Origin of the sequence: Actinomycetospora succinea, from assembly GCF_004363095.1 — a bacterium.
In the GTDB taxonomy this organism is placed as follows: Bacteria; Actinomycetota; Actinomycetes; order Mycobacteriales; family Pseudonocardiaceae; genus Actinomycetospora; species Actinomycetospora succinea.
In genome coordinates, this window is sequence record NZ_SNYO01000004.1 from 230,386 (window position 1) to 254,755 (window position 24,370).

A 24,370-nucleotide genomic window follows, 5' to 3' on the forward strand; every position below is an offset into this window, starting at 1 on the left:
AGGGTGGGGGGCGATGAGCATGCAGCTGGGTCTGGACGGCATGCCCGCCCGCCTGGTCCGCGTGACGCCGTCGCGTCTCGCCACGTGGCAGGACTGCCGGCGGCGGTACCGCCTGACCTACCTCGACCGCCCGGCGCCGCCGCGCGGCGGTCCGCGCGCCGCGAGCACGCTCGGGGCGGTGGTGCACAACGCGCTGCACGCGGTGTTCGGCGAGCCGTCCGCGCGGCGCACCGCGGCCCGCGCCGCCCTCGAGGTCGACCGCCACTGGTCCTCGGAGGGGTTCCGCGACGACGCCCAGGTCGCCACCTACCGCGAGCGCGCCCGGACCTGGGTCGCCGACTACGCCCTGCGCCACGCCGTCGACGGCGCACCGGAGCCGACGGGCGAGGTGGTGGGGCTCGAGCGCTGGCTGTCCGCGCCGGTGGGCGCCATGGTCGCCGAGGGCCGCGCCGACCGCCTCGACCAGCGCGACGGCTCCGCCGGACCCGAGGTCGTCGTCGTCGACTACAAGACCGGGCGCCACGTCCCCGACGCCGACGACGCCCGCCGCTCGCCCGCGCTGGCCCTCTACGTGCTCGCGGCCCGGCGCACCCTGCGGCGCCCGTGCCACCGCGTCGAGCTGCACCACCTGCCCAGCGCGACGATCGCCACCGCCGACCACGACGACGCGAGCCTCGCCGCCCACCGCGAGAGCGCGGAGGCCGCCGCCGTGGCGCTCGGCGCCGCCGCGGACGAGCTGGAGGCGGACCCGCGGCGCGCCGAGGACCTCTTCCCGCCCGCCCCCGGGCCCCGCTGCGGCGCCTGCGACGTCCGGCGGCACTGCCCCGAGGGCCGCGCCGCCGCCCCGGCCGACGCGGCGTGGGCGGGGCTCGCGCCGTGAGCTCGGCCGAGCGCGACCCGGGCCCGACGCCGCCCCACTCCTGGTCGCCCCACGCACCGACGCCGCCCCACGGCGACGAACAGCCCGGCGTGACCTCGACCGGCTCGTTCGTCCCGCCCGGGCGCTGGACCTCGCCGGCGGGCGTGCCCCGCGCCGCGACGCGCCGGGAGCGCTCGCGCGGCGCCGGGCGCCCGACCCCGCCCGGCGGGTTCGCGACGGGCTCGTTCCCCCGCCGACCCGAGCGCCCGGAGCGCCTCGTCGGCACCCGGCGCCGGCTCGTGGCCCTGGCGCGGGTGCTCGCGGGCGGGCTCGTGGTGCTCGCGGTGGTCGTCGTCGTGGCGCCGTGGTTCCTCGGCGGGCCGGGTCCGGGCGCGGACACGGTGATCGGGCACCTGGTCGGGGCCGCCGCCGCGGTCGCCGCGACCGCCGTCGCCGCCCACCGCCGCACCTCGCCCGTCGTGGCCGTCGTCGCCGCGGCGTCGGTGCCGGTGATCCTCTTCCTGGTCCTCGCGATCGTGTGGTGGCGGTAGCGGGGGTCGCTCAGGGCACGGCGACCGCGCGTTCGCGGGCCAGGGCGTCGCGGGCGATCGGGCCGTGGCGCCAGTGCTCGGGCAGGGCGAGGACGGCGGTGCGCAGGGCGCGCAGGGTCAGGGTGGCGCCGAGGTCGGTGGTCGGCACGGCCGGGACACCGTGCAGGCGGCGCGCCCAGCGGGGCTGGAGCGCGAAGCCGAGCGCGGCGACCGCGGTCCACGCCGGGCGGGCGGGGGTGGTCAGCGTGGTGCGCAGCGACATCGGCGGCACGAGCAGGCGCAGCACCGCAGCCCGGCTGACGGGGGAGGCGCGCAGGTCCCGCCGGACGTCGGCGACGTAGTCGGCGACCTCGGCGCTGCTCGCCGGGACGTCGCCCGCCCCGAGCAGCCGCGCGGCGACGACCTGCTCGGCGTAGAACGCGTCGGCCTCGGCGTCGCTGATCGACGCTCCGGCGCGGCGCACCGCCCCGAGGAACGAGCTGACCTCGGTGACGTGCACCCAGCGCAGCAGCTCCTCGTCGCCCGCGGCGTAGGGACGGCCGGTGACGGGGTCGGTGCCGCGCACGAACTCGTGGGCCCGGCGCACGCGCGCGGCGGCGGCGTCGACGCGCTCGCGGTCGGCGTAGGTCACCGTCATGACGTACTCGGCGGTGCGCTGCAGGCGCGGCCAGAAGGCGGTGTCGAAGTCCGAGTGCTCCGAGACCCCCGCCATCGCGAGCGGGTGCAGGGCCTGCAGGAAGAGCGCGGACACCCCGCCGACGCCGGCCGCCGGGTCGGCGAGCACCCGCCAGGTCATGCTGCCCGGACCGAAGTAGCCGTCGGCGGGGTCGGGCGGGAGCATCACCCGAGGATGTCGTCCCGCAGCCACGTCCGCCACGTCGGCACGAGGACGTCGAGCAGCGCCGCCGGGTTCTCGACGTTCGGGGCGTGCGCCGCGTGGGGGACGGCGGCGAACTCGGCCTCGAGCCGGTCGGCCATCGTGCGCTGCATGCTCACCGGCCACGCGTCGTCGTCGGTGCCGCACACGACGAGGCACGGCACGCGCCGCGACCGCACGGCGGCGACGAGCTCGGCGGTGCGGTCGTCCTCGGAGCGCAGCGCGTCGCCCATCCCGAGCAGGCCCGGGAGGGCGGAGCGCCGCAGCCGCTCGCGCAGCAGCTCGACGACGTGCGGGTGGGTCGACGACCAGTGCCCGCCGGCGTCGCGCAGCGCGATGACGGCGTCGACGCCGCGGCGGCGCAGCACGGGTTCGAGCACGTCGAGGTCGGTGCGCCGCCGGCCCATCGGCAGCTCGCCGGGCCCCGAGTCCATCAGCGTCAGCCCGCGCACCGGCGCCCCGACCAGGACGGCGGCGCGGGCGACGAGGCCGCCGTACGAGTGCCCGAGCAGCAGCACCCGCCGCCCCGCCTCGGACTCCTCGGCGACCACCCCGGCGATCACCGGACCGAGCGACGCCGGCCGGTACTCGTGCTCGGTGGCCGGGCCGGGCGACTCGTACTGGCCGGGCAGGTCGAGCGCGAGCACCCCGATCCCGGCCGCCGCGATCGGGTCGATCAGCGGCGCGAAGTCCTCCTTCGACCCGGAGTAGCCGGGCAGCAGGAGCGCGACCGCCGGCGGCCCGCCGACCGAGGCCGACTCGTCGGGGTCGGCGCGCAGTGCCGCGAGCGGCCCGAGCGACGACGCGACGGTGACGGGTCGGGCACCGTGGGGGTGGCGCTGGGCCTCCCCGGGGCCCGCGGACACCGTGACGGGCGTGGCGTCGGGCGGCGCGGTCGTGGCGGGCCGGGCGGCGCCCGACGACCCGGTGCCGTGGTCGGCGGGAGTCTCGGGGCGGCCCACCTCGGTGAGTCTGCCCCATCGGCGCCGGTCCGGGGGTGTGCGCGGTCAGCCCGGCGGCCGCAGCGCCACGACCGTCGAGCCGCGCAGCTCCACGAGCGTGGTGCCCGTCGCGGCGAGGGCGACCGGGGTGCCGGGCGCGAGGTCGCGCCGCACCGGGATGGTCGCGCCGCGCGGGGTGCCGGTGGCCGCGTCCAGCACCGCGAGCCCGTTCGGGACGGGCACGAACGCGACGGTGGCGGGCGCGCTCCCGGGCCACGCGGCGCCGGCCCCGAGCGTCCCGGGCAGCGTCCAGCGCGGCCGCAGGTCGCCGGCGTCGAGCCCGACGGTCGCCGTGCCCGTCCACCACAGCAGCACCGGTCCGACGGGGCGGACCGTGGCCGCGAGGTCGGGCGGGTCGGTGGTGGGGCCGGCCGCGGGGCCGAGGGGGAACACGGTCTCGGGGACGAGCGTCTCCGCGTCGGCCGAGGTGCCGACGACGTGCAGGGTCCCGTCCGGCGCCGCCCAGGCCGCCCGCTGGTCGGTCAGCGCGACGAGCCGGGCGCCGCGCACGCCGAGCAGCGTGCTGGAGCGCTCCTCGGGCTTCTCCGAGCTCTGCGGGTCGGCGTCGAGGACCGTGAGGCGGTCGGAGTCGTCGCCGGGGCAGCGCTGGATCATCCCGATGTTCCCGCCGCCGACGGCGATCGAGCCGTTGGTGCACGCGGCCCGCGGCTGCGCGTCGGGCGGCTGCACGGGCGTGGGGATGCGGCCGGCCTCGGTGGTGAGCACGAGGTCGGAGCGCCAGGCCTCGACGTGGTCGGCGCCGGTGCCGGTGACGTGGTCGCGGTCGGCGAGCAGCCGCGTGCCCTCGCGCAGGTCGGCGTTGCGCGACGGGCCGCGCGCGCCGGTGTCGGGCTCGAGGGCGGCCACGTCGGAGCACCAGGTGCCCAGCGCGCCGTCCGTGCGGTACACCGCGAGGACGTCGCCGAAGCCGGACCCGACGGTGCACGGCGCCTCGGGGCGGGCGTAGCGCCACGCCTCGCGGCCGGTCACCGGGTCGTGGCCGACGACCCCGTCCGGGCCGCCGGTGACGACGGCCGGGCCCACGGCCAGCGGCGCCGGCGTGGCCGGGCTCTCCGCCCGCCACGCCTCGGCGAGCGCCGTCGGCACCGGGCCGTCGGGCATCGGCTGCAACGGCGGGCCGTCGGACTGCAGCTCGGTGTCCTGCGCGTCCCCGGAGGCGAGGACGAGCAGGGTGCCCACCACCGCGGCGACCGCGAGCATCGCGATCGCCACGAGGTCGCCGCGGGTGCGGCGCTCGGGACGCGGCAGGCGGCGGCGTGACGGCCCGTCGTCCCCCGGGTCCGTGGACCCGGGAGACGGGCGGGCCGACGTCGGCGAGCTCACCGGCGGGGTGCTACTCGGTCGTCGATGCCGCGGGCGACGCCTCGACGGGCGTGTCCTTCGGGGCCTCGGCGCCGTCGGACCCGCGCGACGCGCCGGACCCGCGCCCGCCGCGGCGGCGACGACGGCGACGGCCGCCGTTCTCGCCGGCCTCGCCGTTCCCGGTCGACTCCTCGTGGCGCTCGGCGCCGGCGTCGGTGCTCTCGGCGGTGTCGGCCGAGTCGGTCGCGGCGTCGGTCGCGGTGTCCCCGGCGGCACCGTCCTCCGACCCGGAGACGACCTCGCCGTTGCGGCGCCGGGTGCGCGAGCGCGAGCGGCGCTTGCGGCCGCCGCCCTCGCCGCCCTCGTCGTCGGTGGCCTCGGAGGCGGACTCCGTGGCGGCCTCACCGTCGCCGCGGCCGCCCCGCGAGCGCCCGCGCGACCGGTCCCGGCCGCCGCTCTCGCGCTTCGGGCCGTCCTCGGCCTCCTCCTCGGCCGGCCGCCGGCGCCGCGCGACGCGGCCGGTGGCGCCCTCGGGGATGCCGAGGTCGGCGAAGAGGTGCGGCGAGCTGGAGTAGGTCTCCGGCGGCTCCGGGGCGCCGAGGCCCAGGTCGTCGGAGATCATCTTCCACTTGGGGAGATCGTCCCAGTCGACCAGCGTGACCGCGATGCCGGTGAGCCCCGCGCGGCCGGTGCGGCCGATGCGGTGGATGTAGGTCTTGGCGTCGTCCGGGCACTGGTAGTTGATGACGTGCGTGACGCCGGTGACGTCGATGCCGCGGGCGGCGACGTCGGTGCAGACCAGCACGTCGATGCGGCCGTCCCGGAAGGCCTTGAGCGCGTGCTCGCGGGCGCCCTGGCCGAGGTCGCCGTGGACGGCGCCGACGGCGAAGCCGCGCTCGGCGAGCTCCTCGGAGACCTTGCTCGCGGTGCGCTTGGTGCGCGTGAACACCATGGTCGGGCCGCGGTCGGTGGCCTGCAGGGTGCGGGCGAGCAGCTCGACCTTGTCCAGCGCGTGGGCGCGGTAGACGAACTGCGCGGTCTTCTCGCCGATCGCGCTGGCGTCGACCTGCTCGGCGCGGATGTGCGTCGGCTGCGTGAGGAACGTGCGGGCCAGCGTGATGATCGGCCCCGGCATGGTGGCCGAGAACAGCATCGTCTGGCGGCGCTCGGGCAGCATGCCGAGGATGCGCTCGACGTCGGGCAGGAAGCCCAGGTCGAGCATCTCGTCGGCCTCGTCGAGCACCAGCCCGCCGACCTTGGCGAGCACGAGGTGGCCCTGCTGGGCCAGGTCGAGCAGCCGGCCGGGCGTGCCGACGACGAAGTCGACGCCGCGCTGCAGCGCCGCGATCTGGCCCTCGTAGGGGCGTCCGCCGTAGATCGAGACGACGCGCGTGCCGAGGTTGGCCGAGGCGCCCTCGATGTCCTTCGCGACCTGGACGCAGAGCTCGCGGGTCGGGACCACGACGAGCGCCTTCGGCGTGCCGTCGCCCGGCGCGCCGAGGCGCTGCAGCAGCGGAACGCCGAAGCCCAGGGTCTTGCCGGTGCCCGTGCGGGCCTGGCCGATGACGTCCTCGCCGGCGAGCGCCAGCGGCAGGGTCAGCTCCTGGATCGCGAACGTGCGCTCGATCCCGGCCGTGGCCAGCGCGCTGACGATCGCGGGGTCGACGCCGAGCTCGGCGAAGGTGGGGGAGTCCTCGGTGACGGGGGCACCGGCCTTGAGCGGCTCGGCGACCGGTTCCTCGTCGGTGGGGTTGTCGGGAGTGATGGTGGTCAGGGGTCTGCCTCTCTCGCGTCTCGCGCGCGAGGCTTGACAGCTGCTCGACCACGTCCGGGGTCGGCGACGATGCACGGTTGGAGCCGGAGCCCGCTCCTTCGTCGGAGCGCTGCCCACCGTCACCGGACGCGGGAGAGCCGGCAGAGGCGCCCGCACGCTCGGGTGCGTCTCGCGGCGCACGACGGCGACCAGGCCGGTCGGCGACGGTGCATGCCACCGCGGGACACCGTGATGATACCGGGCGACCCTTCACCGCCGCGTCACCGCCGGGTGCCTGGGGTGCCCCTAGGGTGAGCGCCCGTGACCGAGCACGACAGCGGCCGCCCCGCCCCCACCGCGCCGACGGCCGCGCAGGACCCGCCCGTCGACCTGCTCGGAGCGGTCGCCTACGGCGCGCTGACCGCCTTCACCAGGCTCGCCGCGGACGCCGCGCTCGCCCCCGACCTCACCGGCCGCGCCGAGATGGCCGCGCTCGCCGCGGTCGAGATGGCGCACGTCGAGCGCATCCGCGAGCACCTCGACTCCCGTGGTGTGGACCTCGTCACGTCGATGGCGCCGTTCGCCCCCGTGCTCGACTCCTTCGCGGCCCGCACGGCGTCCCGCGACTGGGGCGAGGCGCTCGTCGGCGCCTACGTCGGGCGCACGCTCGCCGTCGACCTGGTGGCGGCCACCGGCGCCGCCGACGCCCCGGGCGGCGAGCTCCTGCGCGGCCCCGACGCGGGCCGGGAGGCCGGCGGCGAGAGCGGGTTCGACGCGTTCGCCGAGCGGGCGGTCCGCGAGGTCGCGGTCGACGACCAGACCCGCGGGCGGCTCGCGATGTGGGGCCGGCGGCTGCTGGGCGAGACCCTGGCCGCGGCCGCCGAGGTGCTCGACGAGCACCCGCAGGCCGCCGCGGCGCTGCTCGGCGGGACGGGGCGCGCGGTGGTGTTCAAGGCGCTGAAGTCCCGCCACACCAAGCGGCTCGCGGCGCTCGGGCTGTGACGGCGACCCTCGGCCGCCCGGTGGACTAACCTCGCGCGGGCACAGAGCACCGGTCCGAGCGGAGGAACGCGTGGAGGTCAAGATCGGCGTGGCGGAGAGCCCACGCGAGCTGGTGGTCGCGAGCGACCAGACGCCCGACGAGGTGCAGGGGCTCGTCGACACGGCGCTGGCCTCGAGCGGCGGCACCCTCGTGCTCTCCGACGACAAGGGCCGCCGGTACGTCGTCCCCGCCGCCCGCATCGCCTACGTGGAGATCGCGCCCTCCGAGGGCCGCCGCGTGGGGTTCGGGGTCGGGAGCTAGGGACACGGTCGGGCGCCGGGGCTGCTGGAACGACAGGGCCCCGGCGCTCACTCCTGGCGGGGAAAGCCGCCGATGCCGCGCCAGGCCAGCTGGGACATCAGGGTGATCGCGTCCTCGCGCGGCGGCGTGAGGCCCGCGTCGAGCCAGTAGCGCGCGGCGGTCGTCGACAGGCCGACGAGACCCACCGCGAGCAGGCGCGCCCGCTCGGGCTCGAGACCCGCGTCGGTGGTGACGGCCTCGGTGACGGCGTCGATGCAGTCCGACGTGGCGCGGTCGACGAGCCCGGCGATCTCCGGCGTCGCGCGCGTGTCGGTCTCGAACACCAGGCGCATCGCGCCGTCGCGGGACGACACGACGTCGAAGTAGGCCTGGATGGTGGCCTGGACGCGCGCCTTGTTGTCGGTGGTCGAGCGGATGGCCGCGCGCACCGTGCGGACCATGTCGTCCGCCGCGCCCTGCACGAGCGCCCGGTAGAGGTCGAGCTTGCCGGGGAAGTGCTGGTAGAGCACCGGCTTGCTGACGCCCGCCCGCTCGGCGATCTCGTCCATGGCCGCGGCGTGGTACCCGCGGGACCCGAACACCTCGCGGGCGGCCTCGAGCAGCTGCGCCCGGCGCGCGGACCGGGTCATGCGCGGCCGGCCCGCGGCGACGCCCGGGCTGTCCGGAAGGCGCGCCTGCCCGCTCAATGCCCCCGCCCCCAAGTCCGCATCACGTGGCGGCACCGGTCTCGGCCGCCTCGAACGCACGACCCTACCCATCGGGTGACATCCGTGCGGGTCGGCCACGCCGGATCTCTCCCGCCGCGGGGCCCGCGTCCGCCGCCACGGGTCCGGTGACGCCCGTCGTTCACCGGGGGGACACCGTGACGTCGTCCGCAGGACACCGCATCATGGACCGGTGATCGTCCGCCGCCCCGTGCCGTCCACCGGAGTGTTCCGGCCCGTCCGCCCCGACGACACCCGCACGTCGCCCGAGCCCCCGCTCGCGGACGTCACGGCGCTGGGCCCGACGGGTGACGCGAGTGCCCCGACGCCGTACTGGCCGGGGCGCGAGGTGGCGGTCGGTGACACCACCCTCCACGTCCGCGAGACCCCCGGGCCCGCCGGTGAGACGGCGGTCTACGTCCACGGTCTCGGCGGCTCGTCGAACAACTGGACCGAGCTCGCGGGCGCCCTGTCGGCGCGCTGCCGCGGGCTCGCCGTCGACCTGCCCGGCTTCGGGCGCACGCCGCCGCCGGCGTCCGGCGACTACCGGCCCGCGGCCCACGCCGCGACGCTCACCGCCTACCTCGAGGACCTGCGGCGCCGGGGCAGCGGGCCCGTGCACCTGCTCGGCAACTCGCTCGGCGGGGCGGTGTCGCTGCTGGCGGCCGCGCAGCGCCCCGACCTCGTGCGCACGCTCACCCTCGTCAGTCCGGCGATGCCCGACTTCCGCCCGCTGCCCTCGCGTCTCGGCGGGCGGCGCGCGGCGCTGGCCCTGCTGCCGCTGCTGGGCGCCGGTGCCCGTGCCGAGCAGGACGCCCGCACGCCCCGCGAGCGCCTCGCCCGCACGATGGCGCTCTGCCACGCCGACCCGAGGCGCGTCGGCGACCGCGCCTTCGCCATGGCCGCGGAGGAGGCCGAGGAGCGCGCCGGGCTCGCCTGGGCCCCCGAGGCCCTGCACCACTCGTTCCTGGGGCTCCTGGGGACCTGGCTCACGCCCCGGTCCGGCTCGCCCCGGTCGCTCTGGACGGCCGCCGCGCGGGTCACCGTCCCGACGCTGGTCGTGTGGGGCGAGCTCGACCGCCTCGTCGGCGTGTACCGCGCCGCCCAGACCGCGGCCGCGCTGCCCGCCGGACGTCTGCTGCGGCTGCCCGACGTGGGCCACGTCGCCCAGATCGAGCGCCCGCAGACCGTCGCCCGCGCGGTGCTGGGCCTCCTCGACGCGGCCGCCGACGGGTCGTGGCCCGCGGCCGAGCCCGCGGTCCGGACGATCACCGCGGACCGCGCCCGCGCCTGGACACACCGCCTGCCGCTGGGCGTGGTCCGGCCCGGGGCGTATGGCACAGTGCCCGTGTGACCCGGCCGGCCAGGCGCCCCGCCGACGGGGAGGAGGCACCGGCCGACTCCTCCTCCGACGCGTCGCCGGCGGGCGGCGAGGGTCGGGCGAAACGTCCCGGACGTCCCGATTCGACGACGGCGCTCCGGGACCGGCCCCGGTCCTCCTCCCGCAGCGGCCCGACGCGGGCGCGCAGCGCGCCCGGGCCCGGGTGGGGCCGGTCGCGGCCCCCGGGCGGGCGCGGTCCCGGCTCGTCGGTGCTGCGGTCGTGGCGCACGTGGGTGATCCCGGCGCTCGTCGTGCTCACCGTGCTCGCCGTCGTCGAGGCGGTCTCGCCCGACGGTGACGCGGGCTCGGCCTCGCCCCTGCTCGCGCCCCCGTCCGCGAGCCCCTCGCCGGTCGTCACCGAGGCCCCGCGCGGCGCCGGGCAGAACGTCGACATCCCGTCGGCGGAGCTGCCCGCGGGCGGCGCCTTCCCGGTGACCGGCAGCGGCTCCTGGCACGTCGTCCCGGGCACGACGCCGCAGGCCGGGACGGGGCGCGTCTACACGTACACCGTCGAGGTCGAGGACGGGATCGTCGTCCCCGAGGGCGAGCAGGCCTACGCCACCGCCGTCGACGCGACCCTGACCGACCCGCGCAGCTGGATCGGGTCGGGGCAGATCGCGGTCCGGCGCATCGACGCCGGCGTCCCCGACTTCCGCGTCAGCCTCTCGGCCCAGCTGACCATCCGCGGGCAGTGCGGCTACTCGCTGCGCTACGAGGCCTCGTGCTGGAAGTCCGACATCGGGCGTGTGCTCATCAACGGGTCGCGCTGGGTGCGCGGCGCCGCGGCGTTCGAGGGCCAGCTCGGCCTGTACCGCCAGTACGCCATCAACCACGAGGTCGGGCACGTCTTCGACAACCCGCACGTGCCGTGCCCCGAGACCGGCGGCCTCGCGCCGATCATGATGCAGCAGAGCTTCGGGACGGCGAACGACTACCTCGCGCAGCTCACCGAGGAGAACCCGCAGGGCACCCAGATCCCGCGCGACGGCAAGGTCTGCCGGCCGAACGCGTGGCCCTATCCACAGGGTGCCGTGACGCCCGCCGGCTGACGCGCGCGTCACCGGCAGGGAACATGGTGGGTGCCGCGGCGGTTGCACGTCGTGAGGACCCGACGAACGAAGTGATAGGGAGTTGAGTGCCGTCATGGCATCCCTGCCGCCCCTGGTGGAGCCGGCCGCGGAGCTGACCAAGGACGAGGTCGCCCGCTACAGCCGCCACCTGATCATCCCCGACGTCGGTGTCGACGGGCAGAAGCGCCTGAAGAACGCCAAGGTGCTCGTCGTCGGCGCGGGCGGACTCGGCAGCCCGGCGCTGCTGTACCTGGCCGCCGCCGGCGTGGGCACCCTCGGGGTCGTCGACTTCGACGTCGTCGACGAGTCGAACCTGCAGCGCCAGGTCATCCACGGCCAGTCGGACGTCGGGAAGTCGAAGGCGCAGTCGGCCAAGGAGTCGGTCGCCGAGATCAACCCGTTCGTCACGGTGAACCTGCACGAGACGCCGCTGGACTCGTCGAACGCGCTGGACATCTTCCGCGACTACGACCTGATCCTCGACGGCACCGACAACTTCGCCACGCGCTACCTCGTCAACGACGCGGCCGTGCTGCTGGGCAAGCCGTACGTCTGGGGTTCGATCTTCCGGTTCGAGGGCCAGGTGTCGGTGTTCTGGGAGGACGCCCCGAACGGGCAGGGCCTGAACTACCGGCACCTCTACCCCGAGCCCCCGCCGCCGGGCATGGTCCCGTCGTGCGCCGAGGGCGGCGTGCTGGGCGTGCTGTGCGCGTCGATCGGTTCGATCATGGTCACCGAGGCCATCAAGCTCATCTGCGGCATCGGCGACACGCTGCTGGGCCGCCTCAAGGTCTACGACGCCCTCGACATGGAGTACCGCGAGGTCAAGATCCGGCGCGACCCGAACGCCGCCGAGATCACCGAGCTGATCGACTACGAGGCCTTCTGCGGCACCGTGTCCGACGAGGCCCACTCCGCCGCGGCCGGTCACACCATCACGGCGGTGGAGCTCAAGGAGAAGATCGACGCGGGCGACAAGTTCGAGCTCATCGACGTCCGCGAGCCGCACGAGTGGGAGATCGTCCGGATCCCCGGCGCCAAGCTGATCCCCAAGGACAAGATCCTCTCGGGCGAGGCGTTCGCCGAGATCCCGCAGGACCGCCAGACGATCCTGTACTGCAAGTCGGGCGTGCGCTCGGCCGAGGCGCTCTCGGCGCTGCACAACGCCGGGTTCTCGAACGCGGTCCACGTCGGTGGCGGTGTCACCGGCTGGGCGCAGCAGGTCGACACCACGCTGCCGACCTACTGAGCGACCCCCGCACGGAACGAACGCGCCGTTCGCTGCGCTAGAAGCAGCGAACGGCGCGTTCGTTCGTTCCGGGGCGGGTGCCTAGTGCGCGCCGGCCGTGGCCGGGGTGCGGTCGGCCGAGGTGTCGTCCTCCTCGTCGTCCCCGCGGTGGGTCTCCTGCTCGATCGCGTCGCGGACGAGCGACGGGTCGTCGAGCGCCGCGTGGAAGCGCTCGTCGTCGCGCTCGCCGCACCAGCCCGCGACGACCATCGTCGCCACGGAGTTGCCGATGACGTTGGTCAGCGCGCGGCCCTCGCTCATGATGCGGTCGATGCCGGCGATGATCGCGATGCCGATGGCGATCGACTCCGTCGTGTAGAACTCGCCGCCGAACGCCTGCAGCGAGGCGGCGAGGGTGACGAGCCCGGCGCCGGACACGCCCGCCGCGCCCTTCGACGTGAGCAGCATCAGCGCCACGAGGCCGAGCTGGACCCCCCAGGGCAGGTCCTGCCCGCCGGCCTGGGCGATGAACAGCGCCGCCATCGTCAGGTAGATGCAGGTGCCGTCGAGGTTGAACGAGTACCCGGTGGGCAGCACCATGCTGACCGTGGAGCGGGACGCGCCCGCCGACTCGAGCTTGGCCAGCAGCCGCGGCAGGACGGTCTCCGACGAGGACGTGCCCACGATGATGAGGATCTCGTCCTTGATCATCCGGATCAGCTTGAACACGTTGAACCCGGAGAGCGCGCAGACGGCGCCGAGCACCACCACCACGAACAGCGCGCACGTGCCCCAGAACGTCAGCATCAGCGCCAGCAGGTTGCCGAGGCTCTCGCCGCCGAGGGCGCCGACCGTGTACGCGATGCCGCCGAACGCCGCGATCGGCGCGAGGAACATGATCAGGCGGATCATGCCGAAGATGACCTTGGCGAACAGGTCGATGCCGCCGACGACGCGCTTGCGCAGCGCCGGGGCCAGCATCGACGTCGCCGCGGCCACGAGGATCGCCAGCACGAGCACGCGCAGGATCTCGTTCTCGACGAACGGGCCGACGAAGCTGTCGGGCAGCAGGGTGTTCTCGATGAACTCGAGCGCGCCCCCGCCCTGGGAGCCGCTGGCGACGTCCGCCTGGGCCTCGGCGAGCGTCTCCGGGTCGGGCGGGATCGGCGGGAAGCCGGCACCCGGCTTGACGATGTTGACCACGATCAGCCCGAGGCCGAGCGCGACCAGCGTCATCAGCAGGAAGTACGCCAGCGCGCGGGCCGCGATGCCGCCGGCGGCCGCGAGGCTCCCGATCGAGGCGATCCCGACGATCACGGTGCAGAAGATGACCGGCGCCGTGATCATCTTGATGAGCTGGATGAAGATGTCGGGCAGGAACTTGAGCTCGGAGGCGAAGTCGGGGGCGGCGAGCCCGACCACGACGCCCGCGGCGATCCCGATCACCACCCAGAACCACAGCTGGGTCCACACCGCGCTCCGCTTCGGTGCGGCACCGCCGCCCCCGGGTGGGGGAGCGGTCGCTTCCTGGGTCGACATCGATGTCTCCTTCCGGCCCGCGGTTCCCCGCCATGGGGTGGCGTGGGTCTCACCTGGGCGGTGAGGTTAAGCGCGCATCACCCTCCGTGCGAGATCGATGGCGGGGAGTTGGGGATGACTTGAGGAAAGGAGGGACGGCGTGAAGGTGGTCCTCGTCGAGGACAGCGAGGCGGTGCGCGACGCGCTGGGCGCGGCGCTGCGCGCGGCGGGCTACCGCGTCACCCCCGTCGGGACCGGCGCCGCCGCCCTGGAGGCCGTCACGGGTCCCGACGCCGTCGCCGACCCGCCGGACATCGTGCTGCTCGACCTCGGGCTGCCCGACCTCGACGGCGTCGAGGTGTGCCGTCGCCTGCGGGCCCGCTCGACGGTGCCGATCATCGCCGTCACCGCGCGCGGCCACCAGCAGGCCCGGGTGCTCGGCCTGCGCAGCGGCGCCGACGACTACGTCGTCAAGCCCTTCGCGATCGACGAGCTGACCGCCCGCATCGAGGCCGTGCTGCGCCGCAGCGCCGGGCACGTCGTCGCCCCGGTGGTCGAGGTCGGCCCGCTGCGCATCGACCTGTCGCGCCGCGTCGTCGAGGTCTCCGGGCGCGAGGTGGGCCTGCGGCGCAAGGAGTTCGACCTGCTCGCCGCGCTGGCCCGCCGCGACGGTGCCGTCGTCTCGCGCGCCGACCTCCTCGACGACGTCTGGGGGCTCGCGCCCGACGACCCCGGGCTCGACGCGGGGCTGCACTCGCTCGAGGTCCACGTCGCCGCCCTGCGCAGCAAGCTCGACGCGCCCGGCGCGGTGGTCACCGTGCGCGGGGTGGGCTACCGGCTGGCGAGCGCTGATCCTCCGGGGACGGGACCGGCGGCAGCGTCACCGTGAACACGGTCCCGCGGCCCTCGGCGCCCGGGACGACCTCGACGGTGCCCCCTCGCCGGTCGACCACGCGGCGCACGAGCGCCAGCCCGAGCCCCCGCTCGCCCGACCCGCGGGCCTTCGTCGACCAGCCGGGCTCGAACGCCGCGTCCGGGTCCGCGAGCCCGGGACCGTCGTCGGCGACCCGGATGACCTCGGCCCCCGCGACGGCGTGCACGTCGAGCTCCGCCACCCCGCCCCGACCCGCGTGCGCGCTCTCCAGGGCGGCGTCGAGGGCGTTGTCGACGAGGTTGCCGACGACCGTGACGCGGTCGGTCGAGGCCTGCTCGTCGCCGACCTCGGCCTCGGTGAGCGCCGTGCCCTCGCCGACGCGCAGCTCGAGGCCCCGGTCGCGGGCGTCCGCGGCCTTGTCGAGCACGAGCGCCGCGAGCGCGGGGTCGGCGAGCCGGTCGCGCAGCTCGTCGTCGCCGGTGGCGAGCAGATCGCGGGTCCAGCGCTGGGCGAGCTCGCGGGCATCGTCCTGGGCGCCGAGCTCGATGAGCGTCGACACCGCCTGCAGGTGGTTCGCGTGCTCGTGCGCGGCGAACCGCAGCGCGCGGGTGACCGAGCGGGCGTCGTCGAGCTCGCGGGTCATCGCCTCGAGCTCGGTGCGGTCGCGCAGGGTCAGGACGATGTCGGGGGCGGGTCCCTCCAGCTCCGTCCTGTTGAGCAGCAGCAGGCGCTCGCCGACGAGCATCGTCTCGTCGGTGACGGGGGAGCGGTCGGCGAGGCGCTCGCGCAGGGCGGGGTCGACGCCGAGCTCGTCGAGGGTCGGTCCGGCGGCGCGCGACGGCTCCAGGGCCGCGGGCAGGCCGAGCAGCCGTGCGGCCTCGGCGTTGAGCACGACGACCCGCCCCGAGTCGGCGTCGAGCACCAGCAGGCCCTCGCGCATCGCGGCCATGACGGCCTGGTGGTGGCGGTGCAGCGCGGTGATCTCGCGCGGCTCGAGGCCCAGGGTGTCACGCTTGACCCGGTTGGCGGCCACCATCGCGAGCCCCACCCCGAGCGCGATCGCCACGGCGGCCGCGAGCGCGAGGATGCCGAGCTCGCGGGCGATCCGGTCGGCGACCTGCACCCGCAGCTGCCCGGCGGCGACCATGCCGACGACGGTCCCGCCCGCGTCCCGGACCGGCACGATCGCGCGCACCGAGAGCCCGAGGGTGCCCGGGAACGTCTCGACCAGCGTCTCGCCGGCGGCCGCGGGCAGGAAGGTGCCCTGGTAGGTCTCGCCGATCCGCGCGGGCTCGGGGTGGCTCAGCCGCGTGCCGGCCGGGTCCATGACCGTCACGAACGAGACCGCGGTGCCGGCCCGCGTGGTCTCGGCCGCCGCCTGGACGCGCGGGACGTCGCGCGTGGCCACCGCGTCGGCGAGACCGGGCGACGACGCCAGCGTCACGGCCACCGCGACCATCTTGTCGGCGGCGTCGTGCTCGATCGTCTCGCGCGTGTTCCAGGCGCTCACCCCGCCCGCGATCACCGCGGCGAGGACCACCGTCGCGATCTCCAGCGCGAGCAGCCTGCGCACGAGGGACGAGCCGCGGCGGGTCCCGGGCAGCGGAGAGCTCACCCGCTGACCGTCGCGTCCGCGGTCGCGGGGCGCAAGCGAGCCCTCGATCCGGTCGCGGAGCGCGACGATCCCTGCTGATCACGCTCCGCCACCGTCGAGAGGGCGCGGAGAGCGCTCCTCGGCGGGCCGCGACCGCTCCCGGACGGCGTGTCGCGGGGCGGCTCCCGGAGCCTCCACCGCGGCGGACGCCCGGGCGGCGTGGGGCACCGGTGTGGTCATCGCCTCCCTGCTCAGGGTCCGTACGACGCAGGGGTGGCGGAGGAGCCGGGGACGAACCGGACACCGCGGGACGAGGCGGCACGGAAGGGCCTGCCCGAGGGCGGTGACGGGGGTCGCGAGGTACCCACGGCGCGTGACCAGAAGGGCGCCGGAGATATCGTCTGACACACGACGAGGTGACGGCCAGGACACGGTCGCACCGCCGTGGGTGGGGAGGGGGCAACGCACGGTGACGACTACGGGCACGTCGGCGAGCACGCGGACGAGTCGGCCGCCCCGCCGCTGGGGCATCTGGACGATGACCGTCGTCCTCGCGGTCATGGTGCTGACGGTGCTCACCGTGTCGGGCCTCGTGAACTCCGGCATCGGCAACGACGCGCACGCCCGCCCGCCCGAGGGGCACGACGGCGTGCCGGCGGCGATCAGCGCCGGCGGCCCGATCATCGACGCGCGCACCGACCCCGTGCGCTCGGCGCGGCTCCCGGACCGCACGGTCGCCCTCACGTTCGACGACGGCCCCGACCCGACGTGGACCCCCGAGGTCCTCGAGGTCCTCGCGCGCCACCGCGTGCCGGGCACGTTCTTCGTCGTCGGCTCGATGGTCGCCCGGCACCCTGACATGGCGCAGCGCGTCGTCGCGGCGGGCTCCGAGATCGGCGTCCACACGTTCACCCACCCCGACCTCGCCGGCGTCTCGCAGTGGCGCCGCGACCGCGAGATCGCCGACACCGAGCTGGCGATCGCCGGCGCGACCGGCATCTCGACCCACCTCGTGCGCCCGCCGTTCTCGTCCACCTCCGACGCCCTCGACGACCCGGGCTACGGCACCGTCGTGGCCGCGGGCCGCGCCGGCTACGTCACGGTGCTCACCGACGTCGACGGCGAGGACTGGCAGCGCCCCGGCGTCGACGCGATCGTGCGCAACGCGACCCCGCAGAACGGCGCCGGCGCGACCGTCCTGCTGCACGACGCCGGCGGTGACCGCGCCCAGACCGTCGCCGCGCTCGACAAGCTGATCCCGCAGCTCCAGGCCCAGGGCTACCGGTTCACGACCGTCAGCGACGCCGCGGGCCTCGGCCCCCACGGCCAGCCCGCGCCCCCGCGCGACCGCATGGTCGGGCAGGCGCTGCTCGCGACCGTCGGTGTCGCCCAGGGCCTCGTGACCCTCATGCAGATCGCGCTGATCGGCGTCGGCGGGCTGGTCATCCTCCGCCTGATCGTCATGGTCGTCGTGGCCCGCCGCCACGCCCGGCGACGCCAGGACCCGGCGTTCTCGTGGGGCAGGCCGGTGACCGAGCCGGTGTCGGTGGTCGTGCCCGCCTACAACGAGGCCGAGAACATCGAGGCGACCGTGCGGTCGATCCTCGCCAACGACCACCCGCTCGAGGTCGTGGTCGTCGACGACGGCTCCACCGACGGCACCGCCGACCTGCTCGAGGACCTCGCCCTGCCGCGGGTGCGCGTCGTCCGGCAGGCCAACGCGGGCAAGTCGGCGGCGCTCAACCGCGGCGTCGCGGCGGCGAAGAACGACCTCATCGTCATGATCGACGGTGACACGATCTTCCAGCCCGACACCGTCGCGCAGCTGGTCGCGCCGTTCGCCGACCCGGACACCGGCGCCGTCGCCGGCAACGTGAAGATCGCCAACCGCGACCGGCTGATCCCGCGGATGCAGCACCTCGAGTACGTGGTCGGCTTCAACGTCGACCGGCGCGTGCAGGACTCGTGGGGCTCGATCTCGACGATCCCCGGCGCCGCGGGCGCGTTCCGCCGCGAGGCCGTGCAGGAGGTCGGCGGGCTGTCGTCGGACACCCTCGCCGAGGACACCGACCTCACCATCGCGCTCGGCCGCGCGGGCTGGCGCGTCGTCTACAACGAGCGCGCGCTCGCGTGGACCGAGGCGCCGGTGAGCGCCGGGCAGCTCTGGCGCCAGCGGTTCCGGTGGAGCTACGGGACGATGCAGGCGCTCTGGAAGCACCGCCGCGCCCTGCGCGAGCGCGGCGCGTCCGGGCGCATGGGGCGCCTCGGCCTGGCCCACATCGGCGTCTTCCACGTCGCCCTGCCGCTGGCCGCGCCCCTGGTCGACCTGCTGTTCGTCTACGGCCTGCTCTTCGGCGACCCCGCGGTGGCGCTGATGCTGTGGGGCTCGATGCTGCTGCTCCAGCTGATCGCGGGCGTGCTCGCGTTCCGGATGGACGGCGAGCCGCTCGCCCCGCTCTGGGCGCTGCCGGTGCAGCAGCTGATGTACCGCCAGCTCATGTACGTCGTGCTCGTGCAGGCGGTGATCAGCGCGCTGACCGGTGCCGGCGTGCGCTGGCAGAAGCTGCAGCGCGTCGGGGCCGTGGCCGAGCACCTCCAGGCCCCGAAGGCCGACGGCCGCTCCCGCCCGGCCGCCGACCGGCTGCCCGCACCCGCGGTGACGCGCGGCCCGGCGCCCGACGACGCCCCGTCGTCCGAGATCCCGGTCGCTCCCGTGGCCGAGTCCGAGAAACCGAAGGGCGGCGGCCGCGAGCGCTGGCTCGACCTCCTGCGGGCGATCGCCCTGCTGCGCGTCGTCACCTACCACGCGTTCGGCGGCGGCTGGATGAGCATGGTGTTCCCGTCGATGGGCGTGATGTTCGCGCTCGGCGGGTCGCTCATGGTCCAGTCGCTGCGCCGCGGCGAGGCCCTCGACGTGATCGGGCACCGCCTGCGCCGCCTGCTGCCGCCGCTGTGGTTCTTCGGGCTGCTGGCCGTGCCGGTGATGCTCTGGCACGGGTGGGCCGGGCAGGACGCCGACGGGACGGTCGCGTCGCCGCTGGTGTGGTCGGACCTCCTGTACTGGCTCTTCCCGCTGGTCGATCCGCCGGGCAGCGACTGGGGCGCCGACGCCGTCGTCGGCCTCTGGTACATCCGCGCCTACCTGTGGTTCGTGCTGCTCACCCCGGTGATGCTGTGGGCGTTCCGTCGCCGTCCGGCGGTGGCGCTGGCGGTGCCGCTGGTGGTCGTCGGTCTCGACGCCTTCCTCGGGTCGCCGCTGGGCGAGTGGGGCGCGATCGGCCCGGTCCTCGTCGACGGCGCGACGTTCGCGGCGTGCTGGATGCTCGGCTTCGCCCACCGCGACGGCACGCTGCGCCGCATCCCGGTGCTCGCGGCGTGGGGCGCGGCGGCGGTGCTCGTCGCGGGCGGCCTGTACTGGGCGTTCAGCCACCCCGCCGGCGACGACGGCGTCGACCTCAACGACATCCCGTTCGCCCAGGCGCTCGTGTCGTTCGGCGCGGTGCTGCTCGTGCTGCGCCTGAACCCGCAGGTCGCGTGGCTGGAACGGGTGCCGCTGCTCGGGCGCCTCGTGACCGTGGTCAACGCGCGGGCGATCACGATCTACCTCTGGCACAACGTGGCGATCGCGTTCGCGCCGTCGATCGGTGACATGTTCGGCTGGGACTCCGAGGGCCAGCACTTCCTCATCGCCGTCTGGCTGATCATCGTGGCGGTGCTCGCGTTCGGCTGGGTCGAGGACCTGGCCGCGGGCCGCTCGCTCTCGCTGCTGCCCGACGGCCGCGGCAAGGCCCGTCCGGCCAAGCGGGTCGTCGAGGGCCCGAAGCCGCCGGTGATCCCCACCGACGTCGAGAACGGCGAGACCTCGGCGCTCTCGCAGGGCTCGCTGCGCGCGCGGTTCGCCCGCTTCACCGGCCAGGCGCCGGTGCCCGGTCCGGCGCGCGACCGCGTCGCGGCCGTGGTCCCGCCGCGCCCGACGCCGACCGGCGGCGTGCCCCGCAGCCGGCCACCGATGCCGACCTCGCCGCCGGCCGGGGTGCCGGTGGCCCCCGGCACCGGCCGCTACTCGCGCGTCCCGGCCGGCGCCGCGCCCGGGGGGCGTCCGGGTGGACCCGCCGGTGGCCCGGCCCGGGGGTCGGCGACCGGTCCGGCGACCGGGACCTGGGCCGGGCGACCGGCGCCGTCGTCCGGTCCCGCGCCGGTCCCCGCGCCGCCGCCCCCGCTGCCCTCACCCACCCCGACGCCGCCGCGCCCGGCCCGGTCCGCGCAGCAGGCCCGGCCGCCGGCGCCGCCGCGGCCACCGGACGAGCCCGTCCTGTCGTTCGCCGAGGGTCCCTCGCGGCCGACCGGCCGCCACCACCGCGCGGGCGACGACCGGCGCTGACGCCGTCGACGCGCCTCGTCTTGTACACAAGAATCGGCCGACCACGCCGACTTCTTGCGCTTCGGCCTTGTTCGTCCGGTTCCCCTTGCCTACTTTGTGCACAGGCGAGGGAGGTGCCCGGTGTCACAGACGGCGACGCGCGTGTACGACGAGCTGCGGGGAGAGATCCTCGGCGGCCGCTGCACCCCCGGCGCCCGCCTGCGCGAGGAGGAGCTCGCCGAGCGCTTCGGCGTCAGCCGGACGCCGGTCCGTGAGGCCCTGCGGCGCCTGGAGGCCGACGGGCTGGCCGTCGTCACCCCGCGGCGCGGCGCCGAGGTCGTGCGCTGGCGGGACGAGGACATCGCCGAGCTCGTCGAGCTGCGGGCGCTGCTCGAGGGGCAGGCGGCGCGACGCGCCGCGACCGGCGGCGGGGTCGACCTCGTCGCGCTGACCGAGCTGTGCGACCGCATGGAGGAGCACGCCGGCGCCGAGGGTCGGGCGGCCGACGAGATCACCCGTCTGAACCTGGAGCTGCACCGCGCCGTGCACCGGGCCTCCGGGCGCCTCCTGCCCGACCTGCTCGTGCGGCTCATCGACGTCCCCGTCGTGCGCCGCACCTTCCACGCCTACTCCGAGACCGAGCTGCGCCGCAGCTTCGCCCAGCACCGCGAGCTCATCGAGGCCATCGCCACCGGTGACGGCGACTGGGCGGCGGCGGTCATGCACGCCCACATCCGGGCGGCCGGGGCCACCCTGCGCGCGGGGCGCGAGCCCGACCCGCGCTGACCGCCGCCCGGCAGAACCACCGCACGACGGGAGCACCGATGGACCAGCGACGATCCGACGAACCCGGGACCGCCGAGGTGCCGCCGGCGGGCGCGCGCCTGCGCGAACCGATCCGCACCCCGTGGCTCTGGGTCGCCATCGGCGTCGTCGTCCTCGTCGGCGTCCCCTGGTACCTGCCGACGGGGGCCATCGAGCCGCTGGTCGGCGGGATCCCGTTCTGGCTGCTCATCAGCGTCGGCGCCACGCTCGCGTTCAGCGCCCTCACGTGCTGGGCCTGCCTGCGCGACTGGAACCTCGCCGAGCCCGCCGAGGAGGCGGCCCGCGAGCGGGACGTGGAGGTGCCGTCGTGAACACGCTGACGTTCTCCGGGGTGAGCGGGGTGCTGGTCCTCGCCGCCTACGCAGTGATCATGCTGGCGATCGGGTGGTGGGCCGGGCGCGGCACGACGTCGACCTCCGCGCGCAGCTACTACCTGTCCGGCAGCGGGCTGGGCTTCGTCGCCCTGTTCTTCACGCTCTACGCCACGCAGTACAGCGGCAACTCGATCGTCGGCTACGCGCCGGAGGCGTACCGGTCGGGCTTCAGCTGGTGGCAGTCGGTGCCGTTCATGGTCGCGGTGATCGCCGCGTACCTGCTGTTCGCGCCGCGGCTCTACGTGGTCGCGAAGCGGGAGGGGTTCATCACGCCGACCGACTGGGTCCGGCACCGCTTCGGCTCCGGGAAGCTGACGATCCTCGTCGCCGTGCTGATGCTCTGGGGCCTGGCGAACTACCTGCTCGAGCAGCTCGTCGCCATGGGGCAGGGCATCGCCGGGCTCACCGGCACGACGGTGCCCTACGAGATCGGCGTCATCGCGTTCGTGCTCGTCATGCTCGCGTACTCGTGGTCCGGCGGGATGCGCGCGGTCGCGCTCACCGACGTCATGCAGGGCATCGCCCTGCTCGTCGGCATCGCCGTGCTGCTCTTCGGCGCGCTGTACCTTGTCGGCGGCGACGTCACCGGCGTCACGACGGCCCTCGCCGAGACCGACCCGGAGAAGGTCGCCGTCCCGGAGGCCGCGACGTCGGTCGAGTGGCTCTCGATGATCGTGATGATCGGTCTCGGCGCGGCCGTGTACCCCCACGCGATCCAGCGGATCTACGCGGCGCGCAGCGAGCGGACGCTCAAGCGCTCGCTCGCCGTGATGGCGTGGATGCCGCTGCTGACCACCGCCGTCGTGTTCGTGGTCGGCATCGTCGGCACCCAGCTCTTCCCGGGGCTCTCCGAGGACGACTCCGAACAGCTGGTCGGGATGATCGCCAACCAGGTCGCGGGCATCAACGTCGTCTTCTACCTCATGATGATCCTGCTGTTCGGGGGTGTCGTCGCGGCGATCGTCTCGACCGCCGACTCGGCCCTGCTGGCGTTCTCGTCCGTCGTGTCCCGGGACATCTATGGGCGCCACGTCAACCCGGACGCCCCGGAGAAGCGCCAGGTGCTCGTCGGGAAGATCGCCGGCGTGGTCGCCGTCGCGATCCTGCTCGTCCTCGCGTGGAACCCGCCCGGCACGCTCTACGAGATCTTCGTCCTGAAGTTCGAGCTGATCGTGCAGCTCGCGCCGGTGTTCATGCTCGGGCTCTACTGGCGGCGGATGGCCTCGGGGCCGGCGTTCTGGGGGATGCTGGCGGGCGCCCTGATCGCCGGCGGTCTCACGGTCGTGGGCCTCGACGACTTCGGCGGCGTGCCCGGCGGCCTGCTCGGCCTGGCGGTGAACGTGGCGATCTGCGTGTTCGGGTCGCTCCTCGTCGGGCGTCCCGACGACGGTCCGGACGAGGACCCGATGTCGCCGGAACCGGCGGCGGCCGGGGCCGGCAGGTCGAGCTGAGGGTCACGCCTGCCGGGGCGTCGCCGTCTCGGTGAGCATCGTGCGCACGAGGTCGTGGTCGATCTGCTCGACGCGCCGGTACCGGATGCACGACCGGCCGACGTCCAGGTGGGCGAGCTCGTCGCGGTGGCGGTCGAGCACGTCCTCGCGCTGGACGTAGAGCGAGAGGTGCTGCTTCTGGCTCGCGAAGGACAGCTCCGGCTCGCCGTCGCGGACGTAGGTCGGCATGCCGTGGCGGATCTCCTCGGTGAACCCGGGCAGGAGGTCGAGGCAGTCCCGGCGGATCGCCCGCAGGGCCTCCTGGCGGCCCGGGGCCGCGGCGGCGATGTAGGCGTCGACGTCCTCGTGCGTGGCCACGGCGGTGGTCATACCAGGGCTCTGAAGAGATCAGTAGTACCAGGGGAACGGGCTCCAGTCGGGGGCGCGCTTCTGCAGGAAGGCGTCCTTGCCCTCGACGGCCTCGTCGGTCATGTAGGCCAGCCGGGTCGTCTCGCCGGCGAAGAGCTGCTGGCCCACCAGACCGTCGTCGGGGAGGTTGAACGCGTACTTCAGCATCCGCTGCGCCTGCGGCGACTTCCCGAGGATCTCGCGCGCCCACTGGATCGCGGTGGTCTCGAGCTCGGCGTGCGGGACGGCCTCGTTCACCGCGCCCATGTGGTGCATCTGCTCGGCGGTGTAGGTCCGGCCCAGGAAGAAGATCTCGCGCGCGAACTTCTGGCCGACCGCCCGGGCGAGGTACGCCGAGCCGAACGCGGCGTCGAAGCTCCCGACGTCGGCGTCGGTCTGCTTGAAGCGGGCGTGCTCGGCGCTCGCGAGGGTCAGGTCGGCCACCGCGTGCAGGGAGTGCCCGCCGCCCGCCGCCCAGCCGTTGACCACGGCGATGACGACCTTCGGCATGAACCGGATCAGCCGCTGGCACTCGAGGATGTGCAGGCGCCCCGCGCGCCCCTTCTCGTCGGCCGACACCTCGGTCTCCGACTCCGCGTACTGGTAGCCCGTGCGCCCGCGGATGCGCTGGTCGCCGCCGGAGCAGAACGCGTGCCCGCCGTCCTTCGCCGACGGACCGTTGCCCGTGAGGAGCACGACGCCGACGTCGGCGCTGGTCCGGGCGTGCTCGAGCGCGGTGGCGAGCTCGTCGACGGTGTGCGGCCGGAAGGCGTTGCGGACCTCGGGGCGGTCGAACGCGATCCGCACGCAGCCGAGCTCGACGTGGCGGTGGTAGGTGATGTCGGTGAACGCGAAGCCGCTCACCTCCTGCCACGCGGACGGATCGAACAGCGGGGCGTCGGCGTCGACCATGCTCGGCACCTTAAGAGGATGCCGG

Annotated in this window: 21 protein-coding genes; 12 read left to right on the forward strand and 9 right to left on the reverse strand. The window is 75.4% G+C overall.

Translation table 11 applies throughout. The features are described from left to right. The first annotated feature begins 13 nt into the window (after positions 1-13). Positions 14-880 carry a RecB family exonuclease gene (locus EV188_RS16255; protein WP_133827331.1) on the forward strand — a complete coding sequence of 289 codons (867 nt, stop codon included), beginning with the start codon at positions 14-16 and terminating at the stop codon, positions 878-880. Further along, complete coding sequence (locus EV188_RS16260) at positions 877-1,410, forward strand: hypothetical protein (protein WP_133827332.1); 534 nt, start codon at positions 877-879, stop codon at positions 1,408-1,410. The genes EV188_RS16255 and EV188_RS16260 overlap by 4 nt, the downstream gene beginning before the upstream one ends. Positions 1,411-1,420: 10 nt before the next feature. On the opposite strand, the gene EV188_RS16265 is transcribed toward EV188_RS16260, so the two are convergent. Genes EV188_RS16265 through EV188_RS16280 form a run of 4 tightly spaced genes read right to left on the reverse strand, consistent with a single transcriptional unit; the run spans position 1,421 to position 6,385 of the window. Further along, positions 1,421-2,251 (reverse strand): oxygenase MpaB family protein, encoded by an 831-nt coding sequence (locus tag EV188_RS16265; protein WP_133827333.1) that lies wholly within the window; start codon positions 2,249-2,251, stop codon positions 1,421-1,423. Further along, positions 2,251-3,249 (reverse strand): alpha/beta fold hydrolase, encoded by a 999-nt coding sequence (locus tag EV188_RS16270; protein ID WP_243741749.1) that lies wholly within the window; start codon positions 3,247-3,249, stop codon positions 2,251-2,253. Before EV188_RS16270 ends, EV188_RS16265 begins: the two co-directional genes overlap by 1 nt. Positions 3,250-3,294: 45 nt before the next feature. Continuing rightward, the gene (locus tag EV188_RS16275; RefSeq protein ID WP_133827334.1) at positions 3,295-4,632 is read right to left on the reverse strand and encodes an Rv3212 family protein; all 1,338 of its coding nucleotides are present in this window, start codon (positions 4,630-4,632) and stop codon (positions 3,295-3,297) included. Positions 4,633-4,642: 10 nt separating this feature from the next. Beyond that, a complete protein-coding gene (locus tag EV188_RS16280) occupies positions 4,643-6,385 on the reverse strand; it encodes a DEAD/DEAH box helicase (RefSeq protein ID WP_133827745.1) in 1,743 nt (580 codons plus the stop codon). Between the two features lie 300 nt (positions 6,386-6,685). On the opposite strand from EV188_RS16280, the gene EV188_RS16285 reads away from it, so the two are divergent. Together EV188_RS16285 and EV188_RS16290 are read left to right on the forward strand one after the other, a co-directional pair. Beyond that, on the forward strand, positions 6,686-7,366 hold the full coding sequence (locus tag EV188_RS16285) for a ferritin-like fold-containing protein (RefSeq protein WP_133827335.1): 681 nt from the start codon (positions 6,686-6,688) through the stop codon (positions 7,364-7,366). A gap of 70 nt (positions 7,367-7,436) precedes the next feature. Further along, positions 7,437-7,667, forward strand: coding sequence for a DUF3107 domain-containing protein (locus EV188_RS16290; protein WP_133827336.1), 231 nt, complete (start codon positions 7,437-7,439; stop codon positions 7,665-7,667). Positions 7,668-7,714: 47 nt separating this feature from the next. Here the strand turns inward: EV188_RS16290 and EV188_RS16295 are convergent, their stop codons facing one another. Beyond that, on the reverse strand, positions 7,715-8,296 hold the full coding sequence (locus EV188_RS16295) for a TetR/AcrR family transcriptional regulator (protein ID WP_133827337.1): 582 nt from the start codon (positions 8,294-8,296) through the stop codon (positions 7,715-7,717). A 268-nt stretch (positions 8,297-8,564) separates the two neighbouring features. Between EV188_RS16295 and EV188_RS16300 the strand changes: the two genes are divergently transcribed. From EV188_RS16300 to moeZ, 3 genes are all read left to right on the forward strand, one after another. Continuing rightward, the gene (locus EV188_RS16300) at positions 8,565-9,725 is read left to right on the forward strand and encodes an alpha/beta fold hydrolase (protein WP_133827338.1); all 1,161 of its coding nucleotides are present in this window, start codon (positions 8,565-8,567) and stop codon (positions 9,723-9,725) included. 236 nt (positions 9,726-9,961) lie between these two features. Beyond that, on the forward strand, positions 9,962-10,801 hold the full coding sequence (locus EV188_RS16305; RefSeq protein ID WP_133827339.1) for a DUF3152 domain-containing protein: 840 nt from the start codon (positions 9,962-9,964) through the stop codon (positions 10,799-10,801). A 94-nt stretch (positions 10,802-10,895) separates the two neighbouring features. Beyond that, complete coding sequence (gene moeZ / locus EV188_RS16310) at positions 10,896-12,071, forward strand: adenylyltransferase/sulfurtransferase MoeZ (protein WP_133827340.1); 1,176 nt, start codon at positions 10,896-10,898, stop codon at positions 12,069-12,071. Between the two features lie 81 nt (positions 12,072-12,152). On the opposite strand, the gene EV188_RS16315 is transcribed toward moeZ, so the two are convergent. Then, positions 12,153-13,589: a cation:dicarboxylate symporter family transporter gene (locus EV188_RS16315; protein ID WP_133827341.1), complete on the reverse strand. Its 1,437-nt coding sequence runs from the start codon at positions 13,587-13,589 to the stop codon at positions 12,153-12,155. Positions 13,590-13,728: 139 nt separating this feature from the next. Here EV188_RS16315 and EV188_RS16320 point away from each other — a divergent pair, with 139 nt between their 5' ends. After that, positions 13,729-14,457 carry a response regulator transcription factor gene (locus EV188_RS16320; RefSeq protein WP_133827342.1) on the forward strand — a complete coding sequence of 243 codons (729 nt, stop codon included), beginning with the start codon at positions 13,729-13,731 and terminating at the stop codon, positions 14,455-14,457. Here the strand turns inward: EV188_RS16320 and EV188_RS16325 are convergent. Further along, on the reverse strand, positions 14,381-16,057 hold the full coding sequence (locus tag EV188_RS16325; protein WP_133827343.1) for a sensor histidine kinase: 1,677 nt from the start codon (positions 16,055-16,057) through the stop codon (positions 14,381-14,383). The two genes, EV188_RS16320 and EV188_RS16325, sit on opposite strands and share 77 nt — an antisense overlap. A gap of 517 nt (positions 16,058-16,574) precedes the next feature. Between EV188_RS16325 and EV188_RS16330 the strand changes: the two genes are divergently transcribed. The 4 genes from EV188_RS16330 to EV188_RS16345 all read left to right on the forward strand — a co-directional run bounded on the left by EV188_RS16330 (position 16,575) and on the right by EV188_RS16345 (position 23,046). After that, positions 16,575-20,417: a glycosyltransferase gene (locus EV188_RS16330; protein ID WP_279536748.1), complete on the forward strand. Its 3,843-nt coding sequence runs from the start codon at positions 16,575-16,577 to the stop codon at positions 20,415-20,417. Positions 20,418-20,537: 120 nt separating this feature from the next. Beyond that, positions 20,538-21,182, forward strand: a complete 645-nt coding sequence (locus EV188_RS16335) for a GntR family transcriptional regulator (RefSeq protein ID WP_166659922.1) — start codon at positions 20,538-20,540, stop codon at positions 21,180-21,182. Positions 21,183-21,220: 38 nt separating this feature from the next. After that, positions 21,221-21,532 carry a hypothetical protein gene (locus tag EV188_RS16340; protein ID WP_208114228.1) on the forward strand — a complete coding sequence of 104 codons (312 nt, stop codon included), beginning with the start codon at positions 21,221-21,223 and terminating at the stop codon, positions 21,530-21,532. Continuing rightward, positions 21,529-23,046 (forward strand): sodium:solute symporter family protein, encoded by a 1,518-nt coding sequence (locus EV188_RS16345; RefSeq protein ID WP_133827345.1) that lies wholly within the window; start codon positions 21,529-21,531, stop codon positions 23,044-23,046. The genes EV188_RS16340 and EV188_RS16345 overlap by 4 nt, the downstream gene beginning before the upstream one ends. 3 nt (positions 23,047-23,049) lie before the next feature. On the opposite strand, the gene EV188_RS16350 is transcribed toward EV188_RS16345, so the two are convergent. Continuing rightward, positions 23,050-23,415, reverse strand: coding sequence for an iron chaperone (locus tag EV188_RS16350; protein WP_133827346.1), 366 nt, complete (start codon positions 23,413-23,415; stop codon positions 23,050-23,052). 18 nt (positions 23,416-23,433) lie between these two features. Then, positions 23,434-24,345: a 1,4-dihydroxy-2-naphthoyl-CoA synthase gene (locus EV188_RS16355; protein ID WP_133827347.1), complete on the reverse strand. Its 912-nt coding sequence runs from the start codon at positions 24,343-24,345 to the stop codon at positions 23,434-23,436. Positions 24,346-24,370 lie beyond the last annotated feature (25 nt).